At 67.0% G+C, this 24,488-nt stretch carries 19 protein-coding genes; 5 read left to right on the top strand and 14 right to left on the bottom strand.

The window, feature by feature from the left end; translation table 11 throughout:
- Window positions 1-76 precede the first annotated feature (76 nt).
- The 3 genes from V3B41_RS04205 to hflK all read right to left on the bottom strand — a co-directional run bounded on the left by V3B41_RS04205 (window position 77) and on the right by hflK (window position 2,325).
- Window positions 77-262: a DUF2065 family protein gene (locus V3B41_RS04205; RefSeq protein WP_049427618.1), complete on the bottom strand. Its 186-nt coding sequence runs from the start codon at window positions 260-262 to the stop codon at window positions 77-79.
- Window positions 263-331: 69 nt separating this feature from the next.
- Window positions 332-1,195, bottom strand: coding sequence for a protease modulator HflC (locus V3B41_RS04210; protein WP_010482785.1), 864 nt, complete (start codon window positions 1,193-1,195; stop codon window positions 332-334).
- Complete coding sequence (hflK, locus tag V3B41_RS04215; RefSeq protein ID WP_197632903.1) at window positions 1,192-2,325, bottom strand: FtsH protease activity modulator HflK; 1,134 nt, start codon at window positions 2,323-2,325, stop codon at window positions 1,192-1,194. Before hflK ends, V3B41_RS04210 begins: the two co-directional genes overlap by 4 nt.
- Window positions 2,326-2,478: 153 nt before the next feature.
- On the opposite strand from hflK, the gene V3B41_RS04220 reads away from it, so the two are divergent.
- Together V3B41_RS04220 and pilH are read left to right on the top strand one after the other, a co-directional pair.
- Window positions 2,479-3,474, top strand: a complete 996-nt coding sequence (locus V3B41_RS04220) for a YhdH/YhfP family quinone oxidoreductase (RefSeq protein WP_197620207.1) — start codon at window positions 2,479-2,481, stop codon at window positions 3,472-3,474.
- Between the two features lie 88 nt (window positions 3,475-3,562).
- Window positions 3,563-3,934, top strand: a complete 372-nt coding sequence (gene pilH, locus V3B41_RS04225; RefSeq protein WP_005410644.1) for a twitching motility response regulator PilH — start codon at window positions 3,563-3,565, stop codon at window positions 3,932-3,934.
- Window positions 3,935-4,022: 88 nt separating this feature from the next.
- On the opposite strand, the gene V3B41_RS04230 is transcribed toward pilH, so the two are convergent.
- Window positions 4,023-4,916, bottom strand: coding sequence for a DnaJ C-terminal domain-containing protein (locus V3B41_RS04230; protein WP_043399085.1), 894 nt, complete (start codon window positions 4,914-4,916; stop codon window positions 4,023-4,025).
- A gap of 261 nt (window positions 4,917-5,177) precedes the next feature.
- On the opposite strand from V3B41_RS04230, the gene V3B41_RS04235 reads away from it, so the two are divergent.
- Together V3B41_RS04235 and V3B41_RS04240 are read left to right on the top strand one after the other, a co-directional pair.
- Window positions 5,178-5,660 carry a peroxiredoxin gene (locus tag V3B41_RS04235; RefSeq protein ID WP_049430076.1) on the top strand — a complete coding sequence of 161 codons (483 nt, stop codon included), beginning with the start codon at window positions 5,178-5,180 and terminating at the stop codon, window positions 5,658-5,660.
- A 29-nt stretch (window positions 5,661-5,689) separates the two neighbouring features.
- A complete protein-coding gene (locus V3B41_RS04240) occupies window positions 5,690-6,265 on the top strand; it encodes a ferritin-like domain-containing protein (RefSeq protein ID WP_049430075.1) in 576 nt (191 codons plus the stop codon).
- 154 nt (window positions 6,266-6,419) lie between these two features.
- Here the strand turns inward: V3B41_RS04240 and pbpC are convergent, their stop codons facing one another.
- The 9 genes from pbpC to prpB all read right to left on the bottom strand — a co-directional run bounded on the left by pbpC (window position 6,420) and on the right by prpB (window position 22,210).
- Window positions 6,420-8,801 (bottom strand): penicillin-binding protein 1C, encoded by a 2,382-nt coding sequence (gene pbpC / locus V3B41_RS04245; protein ID WP_329860190.1) that lies wholly within the window; start codon window positions 8,799-8,801, stop codon window positions 6,420-6,422.
- A gap of 49 nt (window positions 8,802-8,850) precedes the next feature.
- A complete protein-coding gene (locus tag V3B41_RS04250; protein ID WP_049430073.1) occupies window positions 8,851-13,758 on the bottom strand; it encodes an alpha-2-macroglobulin in 4,908 nt (1,635 codons plus the stop codon).
- Window positions 13,759-13,937: 179 nt separating this feature from the next.
- Window positions 13,938-15,398, bottom strand: coding sequence for a bifunctional 2-methylcitrate dehydratase/aconitate hydratase (locus V3B41_RS04255; protein ID WP_295550836.1), 1,461 nt, complete (start codon window positions 15,396-15,398; stop codon window positions 13,938-13,940).
- A 124-nt stretch (window positions 15,399-15,522) separates the two neighbouring features.
- The gene (gene prpF, locus V3B41_RS04260) at window positions 15,523-16,701 is read right to left on the bottom strand and encodes a 2-methylaconitate cis-trans isomerase PrpF (protein ID WP_049430071.1); all 1,179 of its coding nucleotides are present in this window, start codon (window positions 16,699-16,701) and stop codon (window positions 15,523-15,525) included.
- A gap of 3 nt (window positions 16,702-16,704) precedes the next feature.
- Window positions 16,705-17,067 (bottom strand): type II toxin-antitoxin system RelE/ParE family toxin, encoded by a 363-nt coding sequence (locus V3B41_RS04265; RefSeq protein ID WP_049430070.1) that lies wholly within the window; start codon window positions 17,065-17,067, stop codon window positions 16,705-16,707.
- Window positions 17,064-17,306 (bottom strand): type II toxin-antitoxin system ParD family antitoxin, encoded by a 243-nt coding sequence (locus V3B41_RS04270; protein ID WP_049430069.1) that lies wholly within the window; start codon window positions 17,304-17,306, stop codon window positions 17,064-17,066. The genes V3B41_RS04265 and V3B41_RS04270 overlap by 4 nt, the downstream gene beginning before the upstream one ends.
- Window positions 17,307-17,406: 100 nt before the next feature.
- Window positions 17,407-20,025 (bottom strand): Fe/S-dependent 2-methylisocitrate dehydratase AcnD, encoded by a 2,619-nt coding sequence (gene acnD / locus V3B41_RS04275; RefSeq protein WP_295550843.1) that lies wholly within the window; start codon window positions 20,023-20,025, stop codon window positions 17,407-17,409.
- A 97-nt stretch (window positions 20,026-20,122) separates the two neighbouring features.
- Window positions 20,123-21,280, bottom strand: a complete 1,158-nt coding sequence (prpC, locus tag V3B41_RS04280) for a 2-methylcitrate synthase (RefSeq protein ID WP_008265338.1) — start codon at window positions 21,278-21,280, stop codon at window positions 20,123-20,125.
- 36 nt (window positions 21,281-21,316) lie between these two features.
- On the bottom strand, window positions 21,317-22,210 hold the full coding sequence (gene prpB / locus V3B41_RS04285; protein ID WP_295550846.1) for a methylisocitrate lyase: 894 nt from the start codon (window positions 22,208-22,210) through the stop codon (window positions 21,317-21,319).
- Window positions 22,211-22,364: 154 nt separating this feature from the next.
- On the opposite strand from prpB, the gene prpR reads away from it, so the two are divergent.
- Entirely contained in the window at window positions 22,365-23,948 is a 1,584-nt protein-coding gene (prpR, locus tag V3B41_RS04290) for a propionate catabolism operon regulatory protein PrpR (RefSeq protein ID WP_329860196.1), read from the top strand.
- Between the two features lie 74 nt (window positions 23,949-24,022).
- On the opposite strand, the gene V3B41_RS04295 is transcribed toward prpR, so the two are convergent.
- The gene (locus V3B41_RS04295) at window positions 24,023-24,484 is read right to left on the bottom strand and encodes a DoxX family protein (protein ID WP_049430066.1); all 462 of its coding nucleotides are present in this window, start codon (window positions 24,482-24,484) and stop codon (window positions 24,023-24,025) included.
- Window positions 24,485-24,488 lie beyond the last annotated feature (4 nt).

Raw genomic sequence — 24,488 nt, forward strand, 5'->3', positions numbered from 1 at the left:
CGAGCCCATGCTCGGCTGCCTTTCCGCCGCTGCGCGGCGCCGCGCGAGCATGGGCTCGGACGCTACAGGGCGGGGTTCAGTGCCGTGCCCACCACAGCAGGCTCAGGCCGGCCAGCAGCACCAGCCCGCCGAAGCTGCGCAGGGCCGGGCTCGGCATGTCCAGCAGGCGCTCGGCCATGCGCTTCCAGGCGAACGGTGCGACGAACAGGAACAGGCCTTCCAGCACCGCCACCAGGCAGACGGCGGCGAACAGATCTTTCATGGGGGGGACTCCGGAAAAAACACGGGGCCCGGCATTCAGCCGGGCCCCGTGGGGTAACGCCCTGCGACCTCAGCGGTCGTTCTTCAGGTACTGCAGGAACGGGTCGTTCTTGTCCAGCACGATCACGCCGTTGCCGTCGGTCATGGAGCCACGGTAGGCCTCCAGGCTGCGGTAGAACGCGTAGAACGACGGGTCGGCCGAGCCGGCCTTGCCGTAGATGCGGGCGGCGTCGGCATCGCCTTCACCGCGCAGGCGCTGGGCATCACGCTCGGCCTCGGCGATCAGTACGGTGCTGTCACGGTCGGCCTGGGCGCGGATGGTCAGCGACTGCTCCTCGCCCTCAGCGCGCAGCTTGGCGGCTTCCTGCTTGCGCTGGGCGCGCATGCGCTCGTACACGTCGTTGATCACCTGGCTGTCGGTCGGCAGGTCCACCTGCTTGATGCGCAGGTCGATCATCTGCATGCCCAGGCCGGCCACGGCTTCGTTGATCCCCTTCAGCTGCTCGGCGATCAGCTCGCTGCGGTCGCCGGAAACCAGCTGCTGCAGGGTGCGCGAGTTGATCTGGTTGCGCAGCGAGTCGGTGATGATCGGTGCCAGACGGGCATTGGCGATACGCGGATCGCCGCCGGTGGCACGGAAGTAGTCACCCACGTTGGAGATGTAGCCGATGGCGAAGAAGTCGACGCTGACGTCCTTCTGCTCAGCAGTGAAGTAACGCGCCGGGGCGGTGTCGAGCACCTGGAAGCGGCGGTCGAAGACTTTCACCGTTTCCACCACCGGCACCTTGAAGTGCAGGCCCGGCTTGATGTCCGAACGCACCACCTTGCCCAGGTTCAGCACCATGGCGGTCTGGTCCTCACGGACCACGTACACCGAGCCGAGCAGGCCCAGCACCACCGCCACGATCACGGCGATCCAGATAGGACTCTTCATCGGCTGCCCTCCTCACGGCCGCTCGGTCGCCCGGTCGGGCGGCCCACCGGCCGGCCCGGATCACGGGACTGTTCCACCGCTGCGCCCGGCAGCGACGGCATCACCACCTCCGGGTTGGTCACCCCCGGCGGGGCCGAGGTGGTGGGACGGGTATCGCCGGTCATCGGCACGTAGATCAGCTGGCGGCCATCGCCACCGATCACCTTGCGGTTCTCGCTCAGCACCTGCTGCACGGTCTCCAGCCACAGGCGCTTGCGGGTCACTTCCGGGGCGTCCTTGTACTGGGCCTGCAACAGGCTGAAGCGCTGCGCGTCACCCTCGGCCTTGGACACCACGGCCTGCTTGTAGCCTTCGGCGGTGGTACGGGCACGCGAGGCCTGGCCTCGGGCTTCCGGCACGACCTTGGCGGCGTAGGCCTGGGCTTCGTTGATCAGGCGTTCCTTGACCTGCTGGGCGCCATTGACCTCGTCGAAGGCCGGCTTGACCTCTTCCGGCGGACGGGCGTCCTGCAGGGTCAGGCCGGTCACGGTCAGGCCGGTCTTGAACGCCTTCAGCAGCGCCTGCAGGCGCTCTTCGGCGGCCACGGCCAGCGGGCCACGGTTGTTCAGCACGGCGTTGAGGTCGGCGCGGCCGACTTCCTCGCGCACCGCGCTCTGCGCCGACTGCTCCAGCACCTGGTTGGCATCCACGGTGCCGAACAGGTACTGCTGCGGGTCGTCGATGCGGTACTGGACGTTCAGCGAGACGTTGACGATGTTCTCGTCGCGGGTCAGCACCGGCACCTGGATCGAGAAGGTCTTGATCTCGGTGGCATTGACCTTGGTGACCGATTCGATCGGCCACGGCAGCTTGAAGTTCGGGCCGGGCTGCAGGATGCGCGAGAACTGGCCGAAGCGCAGCACCACGCCACGCTGCTGTTCGCCGATCAGCTGGAAGCTGGAGAACAGCACCAGCAGCACCACGGCCGCCACCACCCAACGCACGAAGCCGCCGTCGAACAGGTCCTTCAGTGGTCCGGGCAATCCGCCCCAGCCACCACCATTGCCACCGCCGCGTGACCCGAACGGCCCGCGTCGATTGTCCTCGGGGCCTTGTCCGCCCTTGTTGCCGCCGGGTGTATTCCAGGCCATGCACGCTCCATCAAGATTTGGGCTGCGGCACGGGCCCTTCCCGCACCGCCAGCCGTGAAACCATCACCGATCATACAAGATGGGGCGGATCGGCAGGATCGAAAGGGGGGCTACGGGGTAAGGTGGCGTTTTCCTCGAAGTCAGGCAACGCCGATGGCCCCCACCACCCCGTTCACCGCCTTCCGTATCGAAAACGACGACGCCGGCTACCGCAGCGGCCTGGCCCAGCTGGGTGTCGACGACCTCAACCCCGGCCAGGTGCTGATCCGCGCCCACTGGTCCTCGGTCAACTACAAGGACGCCCTGGCCGGCACCGGCAAGGGGAAGATCCTGCGCCGCTTCCCGCTGGTCGGGGGCATCGACGTGGCCGGCACCGTAGTCGCCAGCGCCGATCCTGACTGGCGTGAAGGCGACGCGGTGCTGGCCACCGGCTGCGGCCTCAGCGAAACCCGCGACGGCGGCTACAGCCAGTACGTGCGGCTGGAGTCGCGTGCGGTGATCGCCCAGCCGGCCGGGCTGACCCCTCGCGAGGCGATGGTGCTGGGCACCGCTGGGTTCACTGCGGCGCTGGCCCTGCTGCGCATGCAGGACAACCGGCAGACCCCGGAACTCGGCCCGCTGGCGGTCACCGGTGCCAGCGGCGGTGTCGGTGCGCTGGCGCTGTCGATCTTCAGCCGTGCCGGCTACAGCGTGCACGCGGTCAGCGGCAAGCCGGACCAGGCCGATTTCCTGCGCAGCATCGGCGCCACCGAGGTACTGCCACGCGACGCGCTGGCCGATACCGGCCCGCTGCAGTCGGCGCGCTTCGGCGGTGGCCTCGACAATGCCGGAGGCGACATGCTGGCCAGCCTGCTGGCGCAGACCGTGCCCTACGGCAGCGTGGTCAGTGCCGGTCTGGCCGCCAGCCCGACGCTGGACATGACCGTGATGCCGTTCATCCTGCGCGGTGTCTCGCTGCTGGGCGTGTCCTCGGCCAATGCGCCGCGCGGGCTGCGCGAAGAGGTGTGGTCGCGACTGGGCAGTGACTGGAAACCGCAGCACCTGGACCGCATCTGTACTGCCGAAGTCGGCCTGGATGGCCTGCCCGCCGTGTTCGAGCGGATGCTGGCCGGCGGCTCGCTGGGCCGCACCGTGGTGCGGATCGACTGAACGTCGCAGGCAGGCGACGGACGGCAGGCGGTCCCCTCCCGCCGGTAATGTGCCCGCACTACACTGCGGGCATTACATGGGGAACAACATGGCACGCATTCTGATCGTCGACGACTCACCGTCGCAGCTGTTGGGGATACAGCGCATCGTCGAGAAGCTCGGGCACCAGATCCTGACCGCCACCGATGGCGCCGCCGGGGTCGAAACCGCCAAGGCCGAGCTGCCCGACCTGGTCCTGATGGACGTGGTGATGCCCAACCTCAACGGCTTCCAGGCCACCCGCACGCTGGCCCGTGACGAGGCGACCCGGCACATTCCGGTGATCCTGGTGACCACCAAGGACCAGGATACCGACCGCATGTGGGGCATGCGCCAGGGCGCCAAGGCCTACATCACCAAGCCGTTCTCGGAAGACGAACTGTCCGAGGTGCTGGAACGGGTGTTCGCCGGGCAGGGCTGAAACATTCCGGTGGGTGCCAACCTTGGTTGGCACGCCTTGAACGGCCGAAAAGCGTGTGGCCCCAGGTCCGCCCCCACCAGAATCCACCTCAGATCGTTTCGCCGAACGCCTTGGCCAGGTTCCGGTATGCCTTCTTCTGCGCCTCATCGGTCGCGGCCGGGGCCACGATCTCGATCTCGACGATCTGGTCGCCATCCGGATTGCCCGGCAGGCCACGGCCACGCAGGCGCAGCTTGCGCCCGGCATCGGAATCGGCCGGAATCTTCAGCTCCACCGCACCGCCCAGGGTCGGCACGCTGATGCTGGTTCCCAACGCGGCCTGCCACGGTGTGACCGGCAGCGTATAGAGGATGTTGCGGCCATCGACCTCGAACTGCGGGTGCGCGGCGTACTCCACTTCCAGCAGCAGGTTGCCGCCATGATTGCCCTGCCCGGCCAGCCGTATCACCTGGCCCGGACGGATGCCCTTGGGCACGCGCACGTCCAGCTGCTTGCCGTTGACGGTGATGCGCAGGCTGTCACCGTTATAGGCCGCCTCCAGCGGTACCGACAGCTTGGCGCGGGTATCGCGATTGGGCGCATGGCCCTGGCTGCTGAAGCCCGGCCCCGGACCAGCGCCGCCACCGCCACGCTGGCGCGCGAACAGGCTTTCGAAGAAGTCGCTGAAGCCGCCATTGGGGCCGCCACCGCCGAACACTTCCTCGAAATTGAAGCCCCCGGCGCCGCCGTAGTTCGGCGGCACGTTGAACTCCTCGCCCGGGCGATAGCCCTGCGCGCGCAACTGGTCGTAGGCCGCGCGCTTCTCCGGATCACGCAGCGCCTCGTAGGCCTCGTTGACCGCCTTGAACTTGTCTTCGGCCCCGGCCTCCTTGCTGACGTCCGGGTGGTACTTGCGTGCCAGCCGGCGGTAGGCGGTCTTGATCTCCGCCTCGCCCGCGCTCGGTTCCACCCCCAGGGTGGCGTAGTAATCCTTGAATTCCATCCATCTACCTCGATTCGCTTCGGCCGCGCCGGTGGCGCCGCCCCGGGTTCATTCTACGCGCCGGCGATGCTACGCCGCCCCTCGTGCGGCCCTGGTGAGGCCGACTGATCCTGCGCAATGCGGCTGCCATCCCCATGCCCCAGGCTGTGACTGGAAGCCTGCCCCGCCAGGCCTGAAGATGGGGCCTGCACGCCGGTTTTCCAATGTCTTGACGCCCCTGTCCCACGCCGGCCTCTAGCCTGCCCCTGCAAGGAGTCCACCATGACCATCCACGTTGGCGACCGCATTCCGGAAGTGACCCTCAAGCGCATCCGCGAGGGCATCGAAACGCTCGATACGCATTCGCTGTTCGACGCGCGCAAGGTGGTGCTGTTCGCCGTGCCCGGTGCGTTCACCCCCACCTGTTCGGCCCGTCACCTGCCCGGCTACGTCGAAAAGTTCGAGGCCTTCCGCCAGCGCGGCATCGACGTCTACTGCGTGGCGGTCAACGATCCGTTCGTGATGAAAGCCTGGGCCACCGACCAGCACGTGCCCGACGGCCTGCTGATGCTGTCCGACGGCAATGCAGAACTGACCCGCGCGCTCGGCCTGGAGCTCGACGCCAGCGCCTCGGGCATGGGCATCCGCTCGCGTCGCTTCGCGCTGTACGTGGTCGATGGCGTGGTGCGCGCCGCCTGGGTTGAACAACCCGGCCAGTTCGAAGTCTCTTCAGCCGAGTACGTGCTGGAGCACCTGCCCACCTGATTCTCCACCGCAAAAGGAAACGGCCAGCCATGTCCAGCAAGCCAGCCAAAGCCCCCAAGCCCGCCGCGAAGGTTCCCGGCATCAGCGACCGCAAGACCCTGCGTGATCGCGCCCGGCGCAACATCGAGGATGGCGCGATCACCGACAGCTACAGCGCCGACCGCAAGGTGGTGATCAAGCTGCTCAACGACGCGCTGGCCACCGAGTACGTCTGCGTGCTGCGCTACTACCGGCACTATTTCATGGCCAAGGGCATGCTGGCCGATGCGGTGAAAGCCGAGTTTCTCGAGCATGCACAGCAGGAACAGGCGCACGCCGGCAAGCTGGCCGAGCGCATCGTCCAGCTCGGCGGCGAACCTGATTTCAACCCCGATACGCTCACCGCGCGTTCGCATGCCGAGTACAAGGAAGGCAGCGACCTGCGCGACATGGTGCGCGAGAACCTGGTGGCCGAGCGCATCGCCATCGACAGCTATCGCGAGATGATCAACTTCATCGGCGACCGCGACACCACCACCAAGCGCATCCTTGAGGAAATCCTGGCGCAGGAAGAGGAACACGCCGATGAATTCGCCGACCTGCTGGATGGGTGGATCGGGGAATAGCGGTTACGCCAAGGGCTCGCGGCCATCTACGGTGTTGTAGGGCCGAGCCCATGCTCGGCTTACCTCTGCATGCACGTCGCAGGAGCAGCCGAGCATGGGCTCGGCTCTACAACAGCGTGGCAGACATACGGGACGTGCCAACCAAGGTTGGCACCTACCGGAGTACGGTGAACCGCACCTGCGTCCACGCGCCGTCGGCCGCCAGTGCGGTCAGGGCATGCGCGCCCGGTTCGGCGAACTCGCGCTGCATCAACTGCGCACCGTGAGTCTGCGCGATCCAGCGACCGTCCAGCAGCCAGTCCACCGTCTGCTCGCTGCCCAGCGCGCGCAGCTGCAGGCGTACGCCATGTTCGGCGTTGGGTGCACGCGCCAGTGCGGCGCCATCATTGAGGCCATCGATGTGCAACGCGACGCTGGCCTCACGCCCATCATCACGGCAGTCCGGCGACAGCGCCGGCAGCTGGGAGGCCTCGCGCGTGGCCTTGGGCAGCCACGGTGACAGCAACGCTGGCCAGCGCGCGATCTCGCGCGCAACTTCTTCGTGCGGCAAGCGGCAATCGGCTGACACGCGCAGACCGCTGCGGGCGTCTGCCAGGAAACGCTGCCGCCCCGGCTGCCAGCGTCGTGCCTCGCGCTCGGGGAAGGTCGGCGGTGCTGCGCCATCGAGCAGGTAGGCCGACATCCTGCGCTGGCAGAGCGCAGCAGACAGGTCTTCGGCACGCTCACCGGTCGGCCAGCAGACGTCTTCCTGGCTGACGCTGGCCGGCATCGGCGCGGACGCCGAGTCACCGCGTTGGCGTGGCAGGCTGTCCACCACCTCGAACATCAGTGGCAGCGCGGTGACCGCGCCGTACTGGCCCGGCAGAGGCGTGCCGTCCGGCCGGCCCACCCACACGCCCACGGTGTAATGGCGGGTACTGCCGATGGCCCACGCATCGCGGTACCCGTAACTGGTGCCGGTCTTCCACGCCACGCGCGGGCGGCCACCGACATCGAACGTACCGACGCTGTACCCCGGGCGCGGATTCGATTCCAGCATCTCGCGCACGATCCAGCTTGCGCCGGGCGAAGCGAGACGTCGCTCGATCATCGGCTCGTCATCGGTGTAACGCACGCGCCCGGCGATGCCATTGCGGTTGAGCGCGGCGAACGCGCCGACCAGATCTTCCAGCCGCGCGCCGGTGCCGCCCAGGATCAACGACAGGTTGGGCGTGCTGCCCGGCGGAAAGCGCAGCTGGATGCCGGCATGCGACAGGCGTGCGGCAAAGCGCGCGGCCCCGACCCGCTGCAACAGGTCCACCGACGGCACGTTGAGTGACAGCCGCAATGCGCTGGAGGCGCCAACAGGCCCATTGAAGGCCATATCGAAATTGCCCGGGCGATAGCTGCCGAAACTCTGCGGCGCATCGACCAGCAGGCTCTCCGAATGGATCAGGCCATCATCCAGTGCCATCGCGTAGAGAAATGGCTTGAGCGTGGAGCCGGGCGAACGCCAGGCCTGCACCATGTCCACGTGGCCAAGCCGCTGGCGGTCGCCAAAGGACAACGTACCGACATAGGCACGCGCCTGCAGGGTCTGGTTGTCGACCACCAGCAGCGCGGCCGAGGTACGCTCGGGCAGCGTCGAGAAATAGCTGGCCACGCGCTCTTCCAGCGTGCGCTGCAGGCCGATGTCGATGCTGCTCTGGATGCGTGCCTGGCCCGGATGCGCCGAATGCAGGCGCTGCGCCAGCAGCGCGGCATGCAGCGGCGGCCGCAGCGAGCGCGCCACCACGTTCTCGATGCGCGCGTCTTGCACCTCTTCCGGTGTCCACGCGCCCAGTTCGGCCATGCGGGTCAGCACCTTGTCACGCGCCTTCTGCGCCGCTTCCGGGTGACGATCCGGGCGCAGCCGGCTCGGTGCCTGCGGCAGCACCGCCAGCAACGCGGCTTCGGCATGCGACAGCTGCGCCGCCGGCTTGCCCAGATAGGCCCAGCTGGCCGCTTCCACGCCCTCGATGGTGCCGCCGTAGGGCGCGCGCTCCAGGTACAGGGCCAGGATCTGCTGCTTGCTCAGATGCACTTCCAGCTGCACCGCGCGCAGCATCTGCTTGAGCTTTCCCCAGGGCGTGCGCGTATGCGGATCGAGGATGCGTGCGACCTGCATGGTCAGGGTCGAGCCACCGGAGACGATGCGGCCGCCGCGCAGCAGCTGGCCGCTTGCCCGCAGGATCGCCAGCGGATTGATGCCCGGATGGCGCCAGAACCAGCGGTCTTCGTAGGTCAGCAATGCCTGCAGGTACAGCGGCGAGACGCTGTCGATGGAAGCCGGATAGCGCCACACGCCCTCGGCATCGGCGAACGCACGCAGTGGTGTGCCGTCTGCAGCCACCACCAGGGTGCTGGTGTCGCGCTGCTTCGGCAAGGGTGGCGGGAAGGCGAAATCCAGCACCAGCAGCAGCGCCAGCAGCGCCGCGGTACCCCAGCGCAGCCACGGCCACAGCGGCTGCAGCCGGCGGCGCAGGGCCGCCAGCCGGTTTTTCATTGCGTCTTTCATTGCACATTGCCCGCAGGACGGGCCGCCCCTGCGCGGCCCATCCGTGGGATCACGGTTGCACCACCGTGATCGTGGTCGGGTTGCTGCGGCCAACGCCACGCAGCTGCGGCCGGTACATGTCCTCCACCAGCGGCGGCGGCACCGAGTAGGTACCCGGGGTCACCGCACGCACCAGGTAGAACACGTTGGCCTTGCTGCCACGCGAGAGCTTCAGCGCGGCCACGTAGCGATCGTCGCGGAACTCTTCGTGCTTGGTATCGGCTGCTTCACTGCGGTCGCTGATGGTGATGCCATCGACCACCACGTCAGCCCACTGCTTGGCATCACCGAGGTTGAAGTTCTCGATCTCCAGGCCCGCCGGCAGCAGGTCGGTCAGCAGCGCATCCGGCATGGTGGTGTCGGCAGTGACGGTGACGCGCACGATCAGCGCTTCGCCTTCCTTCAGCGGGCGCGGCGTCCACGGCTTGCCATCGGTGCCGAAGTAGCTGCGTTCAACACCCAGCACGCTGTTGTCCGGCGCCGGTGCGCTGCGCGGGATGCCGGCCACGTCGATGCTGGCAAACATCGGCGGCTGGCCCTGCGGGGTGAAGCGCACGCCGCTGGCCAGTTCGGTGGCGCTGAAGTTGCGGCCGAATAGTTTGCGCTCGCCGATGGCTTCGCTGTTGCCGCCGATCACCAGCTCACCGGCCACCAGCGCCTTCTGGTTGGCAGCCAGCGCCTTGCCGAGGCGGGCGATCGCCACCTGTTCCTGCGTGCTCAGCCACATCCAGCCGGCATTGCGGCGCGCATCCAGGCCACGGCCGAGATCGACGGCACGTGCGTCCCAGGCGGGCTTGGCCAGCTTGTTCTCGTGCGTCAGCGCGATCATCAATGCGTCATCGCGGATCGCGCTGCCGTAGTCGCCGAAGTACGACGGGCGCTCGCTGCTGGACTTGGCGAACGCCGCCGCCAGTGCCGCCTGGCCACGCTTGGCATCGCCCTGCAGCGACAGCGCCACACCCAGATGGACCAGCGACAGGCCACCAACCGCCTTGCTGCGCTCGTTGTCATACAGCGTGCGCAGGGTGCCCAGCGGTGCGCGGTTGACCCGCGCCAGCACGTAACCCGAATACGCCTGGTTGGCGAACTTCAGCTTCTCGCGGTCATCCTGGCCGTAGAACTGGTTGCCGCCGGACAGCAGATCCTCGCTCAGGCGGTTGAGCGCCTTCTGCAGCACGTTGTCGGGCACGGCGAAGCCGGCGTCCTTGGCATCGAGCAGGAACTCGGTGATGTACGGGGTCAGCCACGGGTTCACGTAACCGTCGTCACCCCACATCGAGAAGTTGCCATTGGCTACCTGCATCGACGCCAACCGACCGAACGCGCCTTCCATGCGTTCGCGGCGTGTCTTGGCATCCAAGCCATCGGCGCCAAGCATCGACGACGTCGCCTGGTCCAGGATCAGCGCGGCGTAGCCCTTGCTGGTGGTCTGCTCGGCACAGCCGTAGGGGTAGTTCAACGCGCCCTGCAGGGCGCTGGCGAACGGAATCGGCGGCAGCGGGCTGACCAGCAGCCGTGCGTTCACCGACTCGGACATCAGGCCCTCGGTCAGGCTGTTGTCGAGGCTGACCGCGGCCAGCGGATCCAGCGTGCGCACCTGCGAACGCAGCACCTGTGGCCACGCCGCACGTACCGGCAGGTCATAGCGGCGATCGGCCCTGAAACCATTGCCATCGACCCGCACGCGCACCTTGGCCACGCTGTGGCCCTCGCGCGCCGACAGCGGGAAGCTGAGCGTGCTCTTGGCATCGGCGTTCAACTGCACGCTGCGCGTGCCTTCAGCCAGTGCCAGCGGGCCCTCGGTCTCCACCCGCACGTTGAACGCACCCGGCTTGCCGGTGAAGTTCTGCACGTCCAGGGTGACGGTGCTGCGGTCGCCCGGGGCGAGCACGCGCGGCATGCTGGCTTCGGCCAGGATCGGGGCACGCACCACGGTTTCCACATCGCGCTTGCCGTACTGGTCATCGCTGTAGACCAGCGCCGATACCCGCAGCGTGCCGTTGAAGTCCGGCACCTTCAGGCGGATGCGGGCATTGCCCTTGGCATCCAGTTGCACCGGGCCGGAGAACAGGTCCACGGTCTGCACGCGTGCGGTCGGGCGCTTGGCCTGCGGAAGTGCCTGCAGCGCCATGTCGCCGCCGAACTTCAGCTTGCCGGCGCCGCCGTCGAAGCTTTCGATCACCCGGCTGTAGATGTCGTAGGCATCGATGCCGAGGCGACGCTGGGCGAAGAAGTGCGCGCCGGCATCGGGCACCGGGAAACGGGTGATGTTGAGGATGCCCACGTCCACCGCCGAGACGGTGACGTGCGCCATCTTGCCGGCCAACTGTGGTGCGCTGACCGTCACCGGCAGGTCCTGCTCAGGGCGCATCTGCTTGGGCGCCGCCAGGCCGACCGCCACGGTGCGGCCCTTGCGGTCCATCGGCACATGCACCACGCCCACGGCACGGGCCGGGGTGATCTTGCTCGGCGCACTGCCACCACGGAACACCAGCGCGGTGATGTAGACGTCGTGGCGTTCCCAGTCGGCGGTGACCGGGATCTTGAAGGTCGAACCCGGCTTGGCGTCGATGTCCTGCACGTACAGCATGCGGTCGGTCTCGACCATCAGGATGCCCTTGCCGGCATGCGGCGGGGTCACCGTCACCTCAAGCGTGTCGCCTGCCTTGTAGCCGGTCTTGTCCAGGCCCAGCTTGATCTTGTCAGGGCGTGCATCCAGCCCCCGGTTGTCATCCCCCCAGCTCCAGCCCGCACGGAACGGATAGCGGCTGGTCAGACCGGTAGACGGATCGAACACGTCCACCCGGTACTCGCCCCACTCCACCGGGAAATCAAAGGCCACCGCGCTGCCGCCGGCATCGACGGTGCGCGTTTCCTTGTTCTCGAAACGGCGGGTGAAATCGTAGTCCCAACGGTTGTCGTTGAAGGTCCAGTGGTAATCGCGCAGTTCGCGCACCAGGGTGATCTTCAGGCCCTTGGCCGGCTGCGGCTTGCCCGCTGCATCCACGCGCATCAGCTCGAAGCGCGCATTGCCGTTGGCATCGGCACCGTCTTCGGGATTGAACAGCGGGCGCACGCCCACCAGCGCATTGGCCGGCCACATCACCCGCTTCAGGGTGCGGGTGACGGTACGGCCGCCGGTCTCGTACAGGCTGCCGGACAGCACCACCGCGATCGGCGCCTTGGCCTTGGCCGCCTCTTCCGGCAGGGCCACGTCCTCGCGCAGCTGGCCATTGGCCGGCAGCGTGGTGTCGATCACATCCTTGGCTTCGCGCGGCAACTGCAGGGTCGGGTCGCCGAAGAAGTAGCCCGGTAGGCCTTCCACCGGCTGCTGCTCGGCGGCCACCGCCATGCGCGCCGTGAAGCGGTTGCCATCGGCGGGCGCACCGTACAGATAGGCGCCATTGGCCTGCAGGCGCAGCTCCTCGCCCGGCTTCAGCGTCTTCTGCGCGCTGTCCAGGTCCAGCTTCATGCGCTCGGGCAGGAACTCTTCGATGCGCAGTGTCATGCCCTGGATCGCTTCCTTGCTGGCCGGGTCGGTACGGAATTCCACCTGCCAGCGCCCGGTCGGCGCCTCAGCGGGGATGACCTGCTCGAAGTTGATGTAGCCCTGCTCGCCCGGTTGCAGGCGGGTCTCGCGGAAGGTCTTGCCGTCGGGCTGCTTCAGGCGCAGGAACACCGGTTGCGCCTTGACCGGCTTGCCATCGTTGTCGCGCAGCAGCGCGGACAGGCGCACGGTCTCGCCCGGGCGGTACAGGTCGCGGCCGGACCAGGCATAGACATCGAACCAGGCGTTGTCGCGGCCGGCCACGGCGAATTCGCTCAGGTCCAGCGCCGGCTGGTTGAACGGCAGGAAGCTGGTGTCCTTGCCGCTGCTGGCGACCAGCACGTGGGTGGCGTCCAGGGTGTAGTTCAGCAGCGCATTGCCGTTGCCGTCGGTGCTGCCCTTCAGCACCACCTCGCCCTTGGCATCGAGCACGCGCAGGTCGATGCCCTTCAGCGGCGCACCGTCCTTCAGGCCGGCGGTGTGCACGAACAGCTTGTCCTTGTACGCCCGGGTGTGCAGGCCGATGTCGCTGACCGAGAAGAACGCGGTATCGAACTCGCCCTCGTAGTCGCCGGTGCGCTTGAGCAGGGCGAAGTACAGGCCCGGCTCCTGCAGTTCCTTGATGTCCTGGGTCGGCAGGTAGGTCAGCACCCGCTCGTTCTGCTTGCCGCCGAGGATGAAGCGGTTGACGTAGACTGGCTCGGCCAGCTTGTTGATCGGGCTGCGCTCGTAATCGCTGCTCAGTTCCCAGCTGCCGCGGCGGCCGCCGCGCTGGTACTGGCTGAAGAAGGTCGGCAGGTCCTTCTCGCGCACGCGCAGGAACTCGACGTCGACCTCCGGCACGTTCACCGACACCACCGGCAGGCCGCGGCTGTCCTTGGCCGGCAGCACGCTGCCCTGCGAAGCGAAGCCGACCACCGGCTTCAGTTCGCCGCTGAACACCTTCTGCTTCAGTTCCTTGCCCAGGCGGCTGCCATCGGCGGCAAGCAGGTCCGGCGAGACCACCAGGCTGAACTCCTTGCCGGCCTCGACGAACGGGTAGCGCAGGGTCAGGCCGTCATCAGACAGCGTCCAGCTGCTGTCGTCGGTGCCGACCTTCTCCTCGAAGCGCACCAGCGTGTCGAAATCCTGGGTGCCGACCAGCGGGCGCGAGAACTCCAGCGCCAGCGACAGGCCGTCATTCTTCTGGTCCGGGTACGCGCGCAGCAGGGTGAACTCCTTCACCTGCTCGGCCTTGGTGGTGATGGCTTCACCGCTGGCCTTGGGCAGCTGCCCGCTGTCGTTGCGGCAGCCGGCCAGGCCCAGCAACAGGCCTCCTGCCAGCACCGCCGCCGCCCATCCCCACCGCTTCCGCCGTGCCGGACCGCTCATGTCGTCACTCCTTGATCGAGGTGGCCATTATAGGCAGGCCGCGTCAAGGTGTTGACGCGGATTCGGCAGGAATGCATCGGAACGGTAGCGCAGGGCCATGCCCGGCGGTCCCGGTAGCCGCCAACCTTGGTTGGCGTTGGGCCCGTGCCAACCAAGGTTGGCACCTACCAAGGCGCGCCCTACCCCGGCAGGTACAGGTCCACGTAGTCGGTCACCGGCATCGCTGCCAGCGCCACCGGGTCCAGCGATGCGGCCAGGATGCGCTGCTGCTGGGCGGTCGGGAAGCGGTGGGCCAGGTGCCGGCGGAACTTGTCCATCAGCAGCGGAATGCCCTCCTCACGTCGGCGCGCGTGGCCCAGCGGGTATTCCACCAGTACCTCGGGCAGCTCGGTACCGTCGCTGAAGCGTACGCTCAGGCCGTTGGCGATGCTGCGCTTGTCCGGGTCCAGGTAATCGGCGCTGAGCTGCGGATCCTCATGACAGGCCATCTTCGCGCGCAGTGCGTCGATGCGCGGGTCGGCGGCGACGTCATCCTCGTAGTCCTCGGCCGTCAACCGCCCGTGCAGCAACGCGATGGCCACCATGTACTGCACGCAGTGGTCGCGGTCGGCCGGATTATGCAGCGGGCCCTGCTTGTCGATGATGCGGATGCAGGCTTCCTGGGTGCGGATCGCGATATACGCGATGTCCTCGACCCGCCGCCCCATCGCGCGCAGCTGCTGGTGCAGCGCAATCGCCGCCTCCACGGCTGTCTGGCCATGGAATTCGGCCGGGTAGCTGATCTTGAACAGCACGTTCTCCATCACATAGCTGCCCAGCGGTCGCCCCAGCGTCAACGCCTGGCCGTGCATGGATACAGCCTCGAAACCCCAGGTCGGTGCACTCAATACGCTGGGATAGCCCATCTCGCCACTGGCCGCCATCAGCGCCAGGCGCACGCCCCGGCTGGTCGCATCACCCGCCGCCCAGCTCTTGCGCGAGCCGGTGTTGGGCGCGTGCCGGTAGGTGCGCAGCGCCTGGCCATCGACCCAGGCCAGCGACAGCGCATTGAGCATGCGTTCGCGATCCAGCCCCAGCAGCTGCGCAACCACTGCGGTGGTCGCGACCTTGACCAGCACCACATGGTCCAGCCCGACCCGGTTGAAGGAATTCTGCAGCGCCAGCACGCCCTGGATCTCGTGCGCCTTGATCATCGCCAGCAGCACGTCGTGCATGGTCGGCGGCGGGCGACGCAGGGCCTGCGCGTTGCGCCCCAGCCAGTCGCAGACGGCCAGGACGCCGCCGAGATTATCGGATGGATGGCCCCACTCGGCGGCCAGCCAGGTGTCATTGAAGTCGAGCCAGCGCACCATCGCACCGAGGTTGAAGGCGGCCTGCACTGGATCCAGCACGTAGTGCGTGCCCGGTACGCGCGCGCCGTTGACCACGCTGATGCCCGGCACCAGCGGCCCAAGCAGCTTGCTGCAGGCCGGGAAGGACAGCGCCTCCAGCCCGCAACCGAGCGTGTCGAGCAGGCAATGGTGTGCGGTCTGGAACGCCAGCGGTGAGTCGATGCGGGCGTCGCGTACGTAATCGACGATGTCCACCAGCAGCGCATCCCACGCTGCACGCCCGTTGGATGGGGTGTGGCTGTCAGACATTGTCGATCTCCTCGTTGCGGTGCGCGGTTACCCACGCACCATGCCAACCAAGGTTGGCATCTACCAAAGCAATCGGTCCCTGCGACCCAGTAGTCGCCAACCTTGGTTGGCGTTTACCGGCGCATCATTCGGCCGGCACCCGCACCTTGCCGTCCATCAGCACACGGGCGCTGCGGCTCATGATGGCCTTGGTCACCGTCCACTGGCCGTCAACGAGCGCGGCCTGCGCACCCACGCGCAGCGTGCCGGACGGATGGCCGAAGGTCACCGCTTCGCGTTCACCACCACCGGCCGCGCGATTGACCAGGGTGCCCGGAATCGCCGCTGCGGTACCGATCGCCACGGCGGCGGTCCCCATCATCGCGTGATGCAGCTTGCCCATCGACAGCGCACGCGCATGCAGGTCGATCGCCGAGGCCGGAATGGCCTTGCCGCTGGACGACACGTAGTCCTGTGCCGGTGCCACGAAGGCGACCTTCGGTGTGTGCTGGCGGGTTGCCGCGTCTTCCAGGTTCCTGATCAGGCCCATGCGCAAGGCGCCGTAGGCGCGGATCTTCTCGAAGCGCTCCAGCGCTGCCTTGTCTTCGTTGATCGCCGGCTGCAGCTCGGTGCCGGTGTATCCCAGGTCGGCAGCATTGAGGAAGATGGTCGGGATGCCGGCGGTGATCATCGTCACCTCGAAACTGCCCACGCCCGGCACATCCAGGGTATCGACAAGGTTGCCGGTCGGGAACATCGCGCCGGCATCGCCATCGTCGGATGGGTCGATGAATTCCAGCTGGATCTCGGCGGCCGGGAAGGTCACGCCGTCCAGCTCGAAATCGCCGATCTCCTGCACTTCGCCATCGCGCATCGGCACGTGGGCGATGATGGTCTTGCCGATGTTGGCCTGCCAGATGCGCACGGTGCACAGGCCATCGCGCGGCACGCGGGCGGGATCGATCAGGCCATTGGCAATCGCGAACGGGCCAACTGCGGTGCTGAGGTTGCCGCAGTTGCCGCTCCAGTCAACGAAGGCGGTATCGATCGAGACCTGGCCGTACAGGTAGTCCACATCGTGGTCCGGCACCGAAGAAGTGGAGATGATCACGCACTTGCTGGTGCTGGAGGTGGCACCGCCCATGCCATCGGTCTGCTTGCCATACGGATCGGGCGAGCCGATCACACGCATCAGAAGTGCATCGCGTGCGGCGCCCGGCACCTGCGCGGCTTCGGGCAGGTCCTGCAGGCGGAAGAACACGCCCTTGCTGGTGCCGCCGCGCATGTAGGTGGCGGGAATACGGAGTTGCGGGAGGAATGTCATTGATCAGTATCCTGGATGCGACGAACCAATATCGGGGTTGAGCTCCTCGCCTTCGAACAGCGCTTCCATGCCCCGCGAAGCATTCCAGATGCGCACGATGGAAACATGCTCAGGTAGCTCCACGTAATAGACCAGGTAGCCGTCGAAGCGACGAACCGGATGAAAACGCAACGGCGCTGGCAGCGAGGGCAACAGACCCGCATGCAGTGCGGAACCAGCACCCGGATGGGCCTCGATCAGCTTGACGACGGATTCCACCGCATCGATGAAGCCGACTTCCAGCACTTCTCCGCCCTGATCTGCATACCAGGCTGCTGCCTGATCAAGATCTCGAACCGCTGAAGGTGACCAATGCGAAGGCTTCACTTGCGGTTCCGTGCGCGCTCACGCAGCTTGTCAAAATGGTCTGGCGCCAAAGGCACGGCAGGCCCCGACGCCAGACCCTCGGCAATCAACTGCCGCAGCAGGTCTTCGGCCTTGCTGCGCTGGCGCTGGCGGATCAGGTCGCGCACGTAGTCGGAGGTGCTGGAATAGCCGCCTTCACGTACTTCCTCGTCCACGAACTGCTTGAGCGGGTCGGTCAGCGAGATGTTCATCGTGGCCATGAGACTCTCCATTGGCAATATTTGCCAAGCAAGTGTGCGCCGCGCCTGTGTGTCGGACAAGCCCGCCCCCAACCGTAGGGGGCAGGCATTCAGCCCACCATCACGCCACCTTGGCGCCTTCCAGGAAGTCCTGGGCGAAGCGCTGCAGCACGCCACCGGCTTCGTAGATGGCCACTTCCTCGTCGCTGTCCAGGCGGCAGGTGACCGGCACGATCACGTCCTGGCCGTCGCGGCGGTGGATGACCAGGGTCAGCTCGGCACGCGGGGTACGCTCGCCGATCACGTCAAAGGTCTCCGTGCCGTCGATGCCCAGGGTCAGGCGGGTGGTGCCCGGCTTGAACTCCAGCGGCAGCACGCCCATGCCGATCAGGTTGGTACGGTGGATGCGTTCGAAGCCCTCGGCCACGATCGCTTCCACGCCCGCCAGGCGCACGCCCTTGGCGGCCCAGTCACGCGAGCTGCCCTGGCCGTAGTCGGCGCCGGCGATGATGATCAGCGGCTGCTTGCGCTCCATGTAGGTCTCGATCGCTTCCCACATGCGCATCACCTTGCCTTCCGGCTCCACGCGCGCCAGCGAGCCCTGCTTCACGCTACCGTCGTCGTTGCGCACCATCTCGTTGAACAGCTTCGGATTGGCGAAGGTGGCGCGCTGCGCGGTCAGGTGGTCGCCGCGGTGGGTGGCGTAGGAATTGAAGTCTTCTTCCGGCAGGCCCATCTTCGCCAGGTATTCGCCGGCGGCGCTGGAGGCCATGATCGCGTTGGACGGCGACAGGTGGTCGGTGGTGATGTTGTCCGGCAGCACCGCCAGCGCGCGCATGCCCGCCAGTGAGCGCTCACCGGCCAGTGCGCCTTCCCAGTACGGCGGACGGCGGATGTAGGTGCTCTGCGGACGCCAGTCATACAGCGGGCTGACCGCGGCGCCGTGCTCGACGCGCACGTTGAACATCGGGTTGTAGACCTTGCGGAACTGCTCCGGTTTCACCGCCGCCTTGACCACGGCGTCGATCTCGGCGTCGCTCGGCCAGATGTCCTTCAGCCGCACCTCGTTGCCATCGGCGTCCACGCCCAGCACGTCCTTTTCGATATCGAAGCGGACGGTACCGGCAATGGCGTAGGCGATGACCAGCGGCGGCGAGGCCAGGAAGGCCTGCTTGGCATACGGATGAATGCGGCCATCGAAGTTGCGGTTGCCAGACAGCACGGCCGTGGCGTACAGGTCACGATCGATGATTTCCTGCTGGATCTTCGGGTCCAGCGCGCCGCTCATGCCGTTGCAGGTGGTGCAGGCGAAGGCGACGATGCCGAAGCCGAGCTGCTCCAGGTCCGGCAGCAGGCCGGATTCTTCCAGGTACAGCTGCACGGCCTTGGAGCCCGGCGCCAGCGAGGACTTCACCCACGGCTTGCGCTGCAGGCCACGCGCATTGGCGTTGCGCGCCAGCAGTGCTGCGGCAATCACGTTGCGCGGGTTGGAGGTGTTGGTGCAGCTGGTGATGGCGGCGATGATCACCGCGCCATCGGGCATCAGGCCCTGCGCCTGTTCGGCCTTGCCCGCTTCCAGCTTGGCTTCGTCGGCGATGCCGCGCTCGGCCAGCTCGGCGGTGGCCACGCGCTTGTGTGGGTTGGACGGGCCGGCCATGTTGCGCACCACGCTGGACAGGTCGAAGTGCAGCACGCGTTCGTACTGCACGGTCGCCAGATCGTCGGCCCACAGGCCGGTGGTGCGTGCGTAGTTTTCCACCAGCGCCACCTGCGATTCCTCGCGGCCGGTCAGGCGCAGGTAATCGATGGTCTGCTGATCGATGTAGAACATCGCGGCGGTGGCGCCGTATTCGGGGCACATGTTGGAGATGGTGGCGCGGTCACCGATGGTCAGTGCCGCCGCACCCTCGCCGAAGAATTCAAGCCAGGCGCCGACCACGCGCTCCTTGCGCAGGAACTCGGTCAGGGCCAGCACCACGTCGGTGGCGGTGATGCCTGGCTGCGGGCGGCCGCTCAGTTCGACGCCGACGGTGTCCGGCAGGCGCATCCACGAGGCACGGCCGAGCATCACGTTCTCGGCTTCCAGACCACCGACACCGATGGCGATCACGCCCAGCGCGTCCACGTGCGGGGTATGGCTGTCGGTACCGACGCAGGTATCCGGGAACGCCACGCCGTCCTGCACGTAGACCACCGGCGACATCTTCTCCAGGTTGATCTGGTGCATGATGCCGTTGCCCGGCGGAATCACATCCACGTTCTGGAACGCCAGCTTGGTCCAGTCGATGAAGTGGAAGCGGTCTTCGTTGCGGCGGTCTTCAATGGCGCGGTTCTTCTCGAACGCCTGAGGATCGAAACCACCGCACTCCACCGCCAGCGAGTGATCGACGATCAGCTGCACCGGCACCACCGGATTCACCTTGGCCGGGTCGCCGCCCTTGTCGGCGATCGCATCACGCAGGCCGGCCAGGTCCACCAGCGCGGTCTGGCCAAGGATATCGTGGCAGACCACGCGCGCCGGGAACCACGGGAAATCGAGGTCGCGACGGCGCTCGATCAGCTGCGTCAGCGAAGCGGTCAACGTGGCCGGATCGCAGCGGCGTACCAGGTTCTCGGCCAGCACGCGCGAGGTGTACGGCAGCGTGGCGTAGGCGCCAGGCTGGATCGCATCGACGGCGGCACGCGCATCGAAATAGTCCAGCGTGCTGCCGGGGAGGTTCTTGCGGTAATCGGTATTCATGGGCTGGCGGAGTACTTGGGGCGGGCCGGGTGCCGGCAATGCGGCGGCGAATGCATCCGGCCGGCGCAGGGCCGGCCGGATGGGTACAGCGGGTGGATCAGACGCGCTTGTCGATGGCGACGAAGTCGCGGTCTTCCGGGCCGATGTAGTTGGCGCTCGGGCGGATGATCTTGCCGTCGATGCGCTGCTCGACGATGTGCGCGCTCCAGCCGGCGGTGCGGGCGATCACGAACAGCGGGGTGAACATCGCGGTCGGCACGCCCATCATGTGGTAGCTGACGGCGCTGAACCAGTCCAGGTTCGGGAACATCTTTTTGATGTCCCACATCACCGACTCCAGGCGCTCGGCAATGTCGTACATCTTCATGCTGGACTGTTCTTCGGACAGCTCGCGGGCCACGTCCTTGATCACCTTGTTGCGCGGATCGGAGACGGTGTAGACCGGGTGGCCGAAACCGATCACCACTTCCTTGCGCTCGACGCGGGCCTTGATGTCTTCCTCGGCCTCATCAGGGTTGTCGTAGCGCTTCTGCACTTCGAACGCCACTTCGTTGGCGCCGCCGTGCTTCGGGCCACGCAGCGCGCCGATGCCACCGCAGATCGCGCTGTACATGTCGCTGCCGGTGCCGGCGATGACGCGGCAGGTGAAGGTCGAGGCGTTGAACTCGTGCTCGGCGTACAGGATCAGCGAGGTGTGCATCGCCTTCACCCACGAATCCTGTGGCTTTTCGCCGTGCAGCAAGTGCAGGAAGTGGCCACCGATCGAGTCGTCGTCGGTTTCCACGTCGATGGCGCGGCCGTTGTGGCTCCAGTGGTACCAGTACAGCAGCATGGAACCGAGGCAGGCCATCAGCTTGTCGGCGATGTCGCGCGCGCCCGGATGGTTGTGGTCATCCTTCTCCGGTGCCACGCAGCCGAGCACGGATACGCCGGTGCGCATCACGTCCATCGGGTGCGCCGACGGCGGCAGTTCTTCCAGTGCGGCCTTCACTGCGGCCGGAATGCCACGCAGCGACTTCAGCTTGGCCTTGTACGAGACCAGCTCGGCGCGGGTCGGCAGCTTGCCGTGCACCAGCAGGTAGGCGATTTCCTCGAATTCGCTGGTGTTGGCCAGGTCCAGGATGTCGTAGCCACGGTAGTGCAGGTCGTTGCCACTGCGGCCCACGCTGCACAGCGCGGTGTTGCCGGCAGCGGTGCCGGACAGGGCGACGGACTTCTTCGGCTTGAAGGTCGGGGTTGCGGTCGTATCGTTCATGTTTCCCTCCGAAAACTTGATGGTGCAGGGTACTGCTTATTTCTTGGCGGCGAACAGTGCATCGAGCTGCTGCTCGAAGGCGTGGTAGCCGATGCGGTCGTAGAGTTCTTCGCGGGTCTGCATGGTCTCCACCACGTTGCGCTGGTGGCCATCGCGGCGCACCGCCTGGTAGACACTCTCGGCCGCCTTGTTGGCGGCGCGGAAGGCAGACAGCGGGAACAGCTGGATGGCGACGCCGGCCGAGGCCAGTTCATCGCGGCTGAACAGCGGGGTGGCACCGAACTCGGTGATGTTGGCCAGCACCGGCACCTTCACCGCGTCGACGAAGCGGCGGTAGGTGTCCAGATCGTAGGCCGCCTCAGCGAAGATGCCGTCGGCACCGGCCTCTACGCAGGCGATGGCGCGCTCGATGGCCTTGTCCACGCCGTCCACCTGGATGGCGTCGGTACGCGCGATCAGGAAGAAGTCCGGATCGGTCTTGGCATCGGCGGCAGCCTTCACGCGGTCGACCATTTCACCCTGCGAGACGATCTCCTTGCCCGGGCGGTGACCGCAGCGCTTGGCGCCGACCTGGTCTTCGATATGGCAGGCGGCTGCGCCGGCCTTGATCAGCGACTTCACGGTACGCGCGATGTTGAACGCGCTCGGGCCGAAGCCGGTGTCGATGTCCACCATCAGCGGCAGGTCGCAGACATCGGTGATGCGGCGCACGTCCACCAGCACGTCTTCCAGGGTGTTGATGCCCAGGTCCGGCAGGCCCAGCGAGCCGGCGGCAACACCGCCACCAGACAGGTAGATGGCGCGGAAGCCGGCGCGCTTGGCCAGCAGGGCGTGGTTGGCGTTGATGGCGCCGATCACCTGCAGCGGCGATTCGGCAGCCAGCGCCTCACGGAAGCGGGCACCGGCGGAGAAAGGAGTGGAAGCGGTCATGCGGCAATCCAGGTTGAAGTACGGGAAGGAGAGCGCAAGCACCATGCCAAGCCGCAAGCCGTTGATTTCACGGGGATGACCGCCACGCAATAGTGAAACATATGAAACATTGAAACGGCTGTATCATGAAACACCCCGCCGACCTCCCGCCGCCATGTACCTGCCCCGCTCCCCCCTGCGCCACGCCGACGCCGACCCCGGACGCCCGGTGATCTGGACGGTCAGCGTTTCGCGGCTGACCGGTCTGCTCGGCGACGTCATTCCGGAGTTCGACCGCCGCGCGCGCATCGAGCAGATCAACCTCGGTTTCGAGGAAGCGGTGGATGTGATCGGCCAACGCCTGCGCCGCGAGCACTGCGACGTGGTCATCGCCGGCGGCTCCAACGCCGCCTGGCTGCGCAGCCGGCTGGAACTGCCGCTGGTGCCGATCCAGGCCAACGGCTTCGACCTGATGGAGGCGCTGGCGCGTGCGCGGCGCATCGCCAGCCGCATCGGCCTGGTCACCCACGCCAGCGACGTACCGGTGTTCAGCAACTTCCAGCAGAGCTTTGGCCTTGATATCGAGCATCGCCGCTTCGTCACCCGCGAAGACGCCCGCGACTGCATTGCCGACCTGCGGGCCAATGGCATCGAAGTGATCGTCGGCACCGGCATGGCCATCGACCATGCCGAACAGGCCGGCCTGCCCGGTGTGCTGCTGTACTCGGCCGACTCGGTGCGGCAGGCGTTCGAACATGCGCTGGAACTGACCCAGGCGCTGGCCCGCTCCAGCGGCAACCGAGCCGCCCCGCGCCGGCGCCCTGCAGCGCGTGCCGATACGCATGAACTGCTCGGCGACAGCGAAGCGATGGCCAAGGTGCGCGCACAGATCGCGCTCTATGCACCGCATGACAGCACCGTACTGGTGACCGGCGAAACCGGCACTGGCAAGGAACTGGTGGCGCGGCAGCTGCACGCCGCCAGTGGCCGTCGCGGACGCTTCGTGGCGCTGAACTGCGGCGCCATCAGCGAATCACTGCTGGAAGCGGAACTGTTCGGGTATAGCGACGGCGCCTTCACTGGTGCACGGCGTGGTGGTCGCGTGGGCCTGGTCGAGGCCGCAGACGGTGGCACCCTGTTCCTGGATGAAATTGGCGAACTGCCGCTGCCATTGCAGACCCGCCTGCTGCGGGTACTGGAAGAACGCGAAGTGCTGCGCGTGGGCGCCACCGAACCGACCCCGGTCGACCTGCGTGTGGTAGCCGCCACGCTGCAATCGCTGGAGCAGCGCGCAGCAGCAGGCAGCTTCCGTCGCGACCTGTATTACCGGCTGGCGGCGCTGCGCATCGCCCTGCCCTCGCTGCGTGCCCGGCGCGGGGACATTCCGCTGCTGGCACAGCACTTCTTCCGCCAGCTGCGCGGCATCGACGCGCCACTGGACGACGCTGCGATGGCAATGTTGACCGCCGCCGAGTGGCCCGGCAACGTGCGCGAACTGCGCAATCTGGTGGATCGCCTGCGCATCCACTGGCAGCCCAGTGAAGGCCCGATCGATGCTGCGCGACTGCTACAGCTGGCGCCCGAGCTGGCAAGCGAAGGTGCAACGGCACTGCCACTGGAAAGCAACGGCAAGCGCCCGCCGCGTGCACAACTGGAAGCACTGCTGCAGGAACATCGCAATGACCGCGAAGGCATGGCGCAGGCGCTGGGCGTATCGCGCACCACACTGTGGCGCTGGCTGCGCGCGGAGGGCCTGTAGAGCCGAGCCCATGCTCGGCTGCTGTCTCCGTAGAGGCAGCCGAGCAAGGGCTCGGCTCTACAGGATGCGTGCCGTCAGCGCGCCCAGCGCGCCTCTATCGCGAACCGGCCACTGCCCACCGCCGCCACCCACAGCAACAGCACACCCAATGGCACTTCGCTCAGATAGAAGAACCAGCTGAACCAATCCGGCACGCTCAGGCCAGCAGGAATGCGCGCGATACCATCGGTCAGCGCCGCCACCGCGCAGATCGCCGCCAACAGCAGGGCCGAAGGGCGGCTCAACAACCCCAGCACCAGCAGGCCACCCGCAATCCATTCAATCGCACCGAGCACCGGCGCACTGAACACCGGGAACGGGATGCCGGCATCGACCAGCGTATGCACCATGCGCTCGCGCCCGGCATCGGTGAACACCTTGTTCCAGCCGGAGACACAGAACATCACACCGGCGACGATGCGGGCGAGCAGCAACAACAACGCTTCCACGCCGCGGCGTGGTGGCGGCACGGCAAACAGGCAACGCCAGCAGGGCATGGCA

It is taken from the genome of Stenotrophomonas sp. SMYL89, from assembly GCF_036319985.1.
Taxonomy (GTDB): Bacteria; Pseudomonadota; Gammaproteobacteria; order Xanthomonadales; family Xanthomonadaceae; genus Stenotrophomonas; species Stenotrophomonas maltophilia_Q.

Coding starts and splice junctions, on each gene's coding strand:
- V3B41_RS04205 (WP_049427618.1), bottom strand. CDS start 262: ATGAAAGATCTGTTCGCCGCCGTCTGCCTGGTGGCGGTGCTGGAAGGC.
- V3B41_RS04210 (WP_010482785.1), bottom strand. CDS start 1,195: ATGAAGAGTCCTATCTGGATCGCCGTGATCGTGGCGGTGGTGCTGGGC.
- hflK (WP_197632903.1), bottom strand. CDS start 2,325: ATGGCCTGGAATACACCCGGCGGCAACAAGGGCGGACAAGGCCCCGAG.
- V3B41_RS04220 (WP_197620207.1), top strand. CDS start 2,479: ATGGCCCCCACCACCCCGTTCACCGCCTTCCGTATCGAAAACGACGAC.
- pilH (WP_005410644.1), top strand. CDS start 3,563: ATGGCACGCATTCTGATCGTCGACGACTCACCGTCGCAGCTGTTGGGG.
- V3B41_RS04230 (WP_043399085.1), bottom strand. CDS start 4,916: ATGGAATTCAAGGATTACTACGCCACCCTGGGGGTGGAACCGAGCGCG.
- V3B41_RS04235 (WP_049430076.1), top strand. CDS start 5,178: ATGACCATCCACGTTGGCGACCGCATTCCGGAAGTGACCCTCAAGCGC.
- V3B41_RS04240 (WP_049430075.1), top strand. CDS start 5,690: ATGTCCAGCAAGCCAGCCAAAGCCCCCAAGCCCGCCGCGAAGGTTCCC.
- pbpC (WP_329860190.1), bottom strand. CDS start 8,801: ATGAAAGACGCAATGAAAAACCGGCTGGCGGCCCTGCGCCGCCGGCTG.
- V3B41_RS04250 (WP_049430073.1), bottom strand. CDS start 13,758: ATGAGCGGTCCGGCACGGCGGAAGCGGTGGGGATGGGCGGCGGCGGTG.
- V3B41_RS04255 (WP_295550836.1), bottom strand. CDS start 15,398: ATGTCTGACAGCCACACCCCATCCAACGGGCGTGCAGCGTGGGATGCG.
- prpF (WP_049430071.1), bottom strand. CDS start 16,701: ATGACATTCCTCCCGCAACTCCGTATTCCCGCCACCTACATGCGCGGC.
- V3B41_RS04270 (WP_049430069.1), bottom strand. CDS start 17,306: ATGGCCACGATGAACATCTCGCTGACCGACCCGCTCAAGCAGTTCGTG.
- acnD (WP_295550843.1), bottom strand. CDS start 20,025: ATGAATACCGATTACCGCAAGAACCTCCCCGGCAGCACGCTGGACTAT.
- prpC (WP_008265338.1), bottom strand. CDS start 21,280: ATGAACGATACGACCGCAACCCCGACCTTCAAGCCGAAGAAGTCCGTC.
- prpB (WP_295550846.1), bottom strand. CDS start 22,210: ATGACCGCTTCCACTCCTTTCTCCGCCGGTGCCCGCTTCCGTGAGGCG.
- prpR (WP_329860196.1), top strand. CDS start 22,365: ATGTACCTGCCCCGCTCCCCCCTGCGCCACGCCGACGCCGACCCCGGA.
- V3B41_RS04295 (WP_049430066.1), bottom strand. CDS start 24,484: ATGCCCTGCTGGCGTTGCCTGTTTGCCGTGCCGCCACCACGCCGCGGC.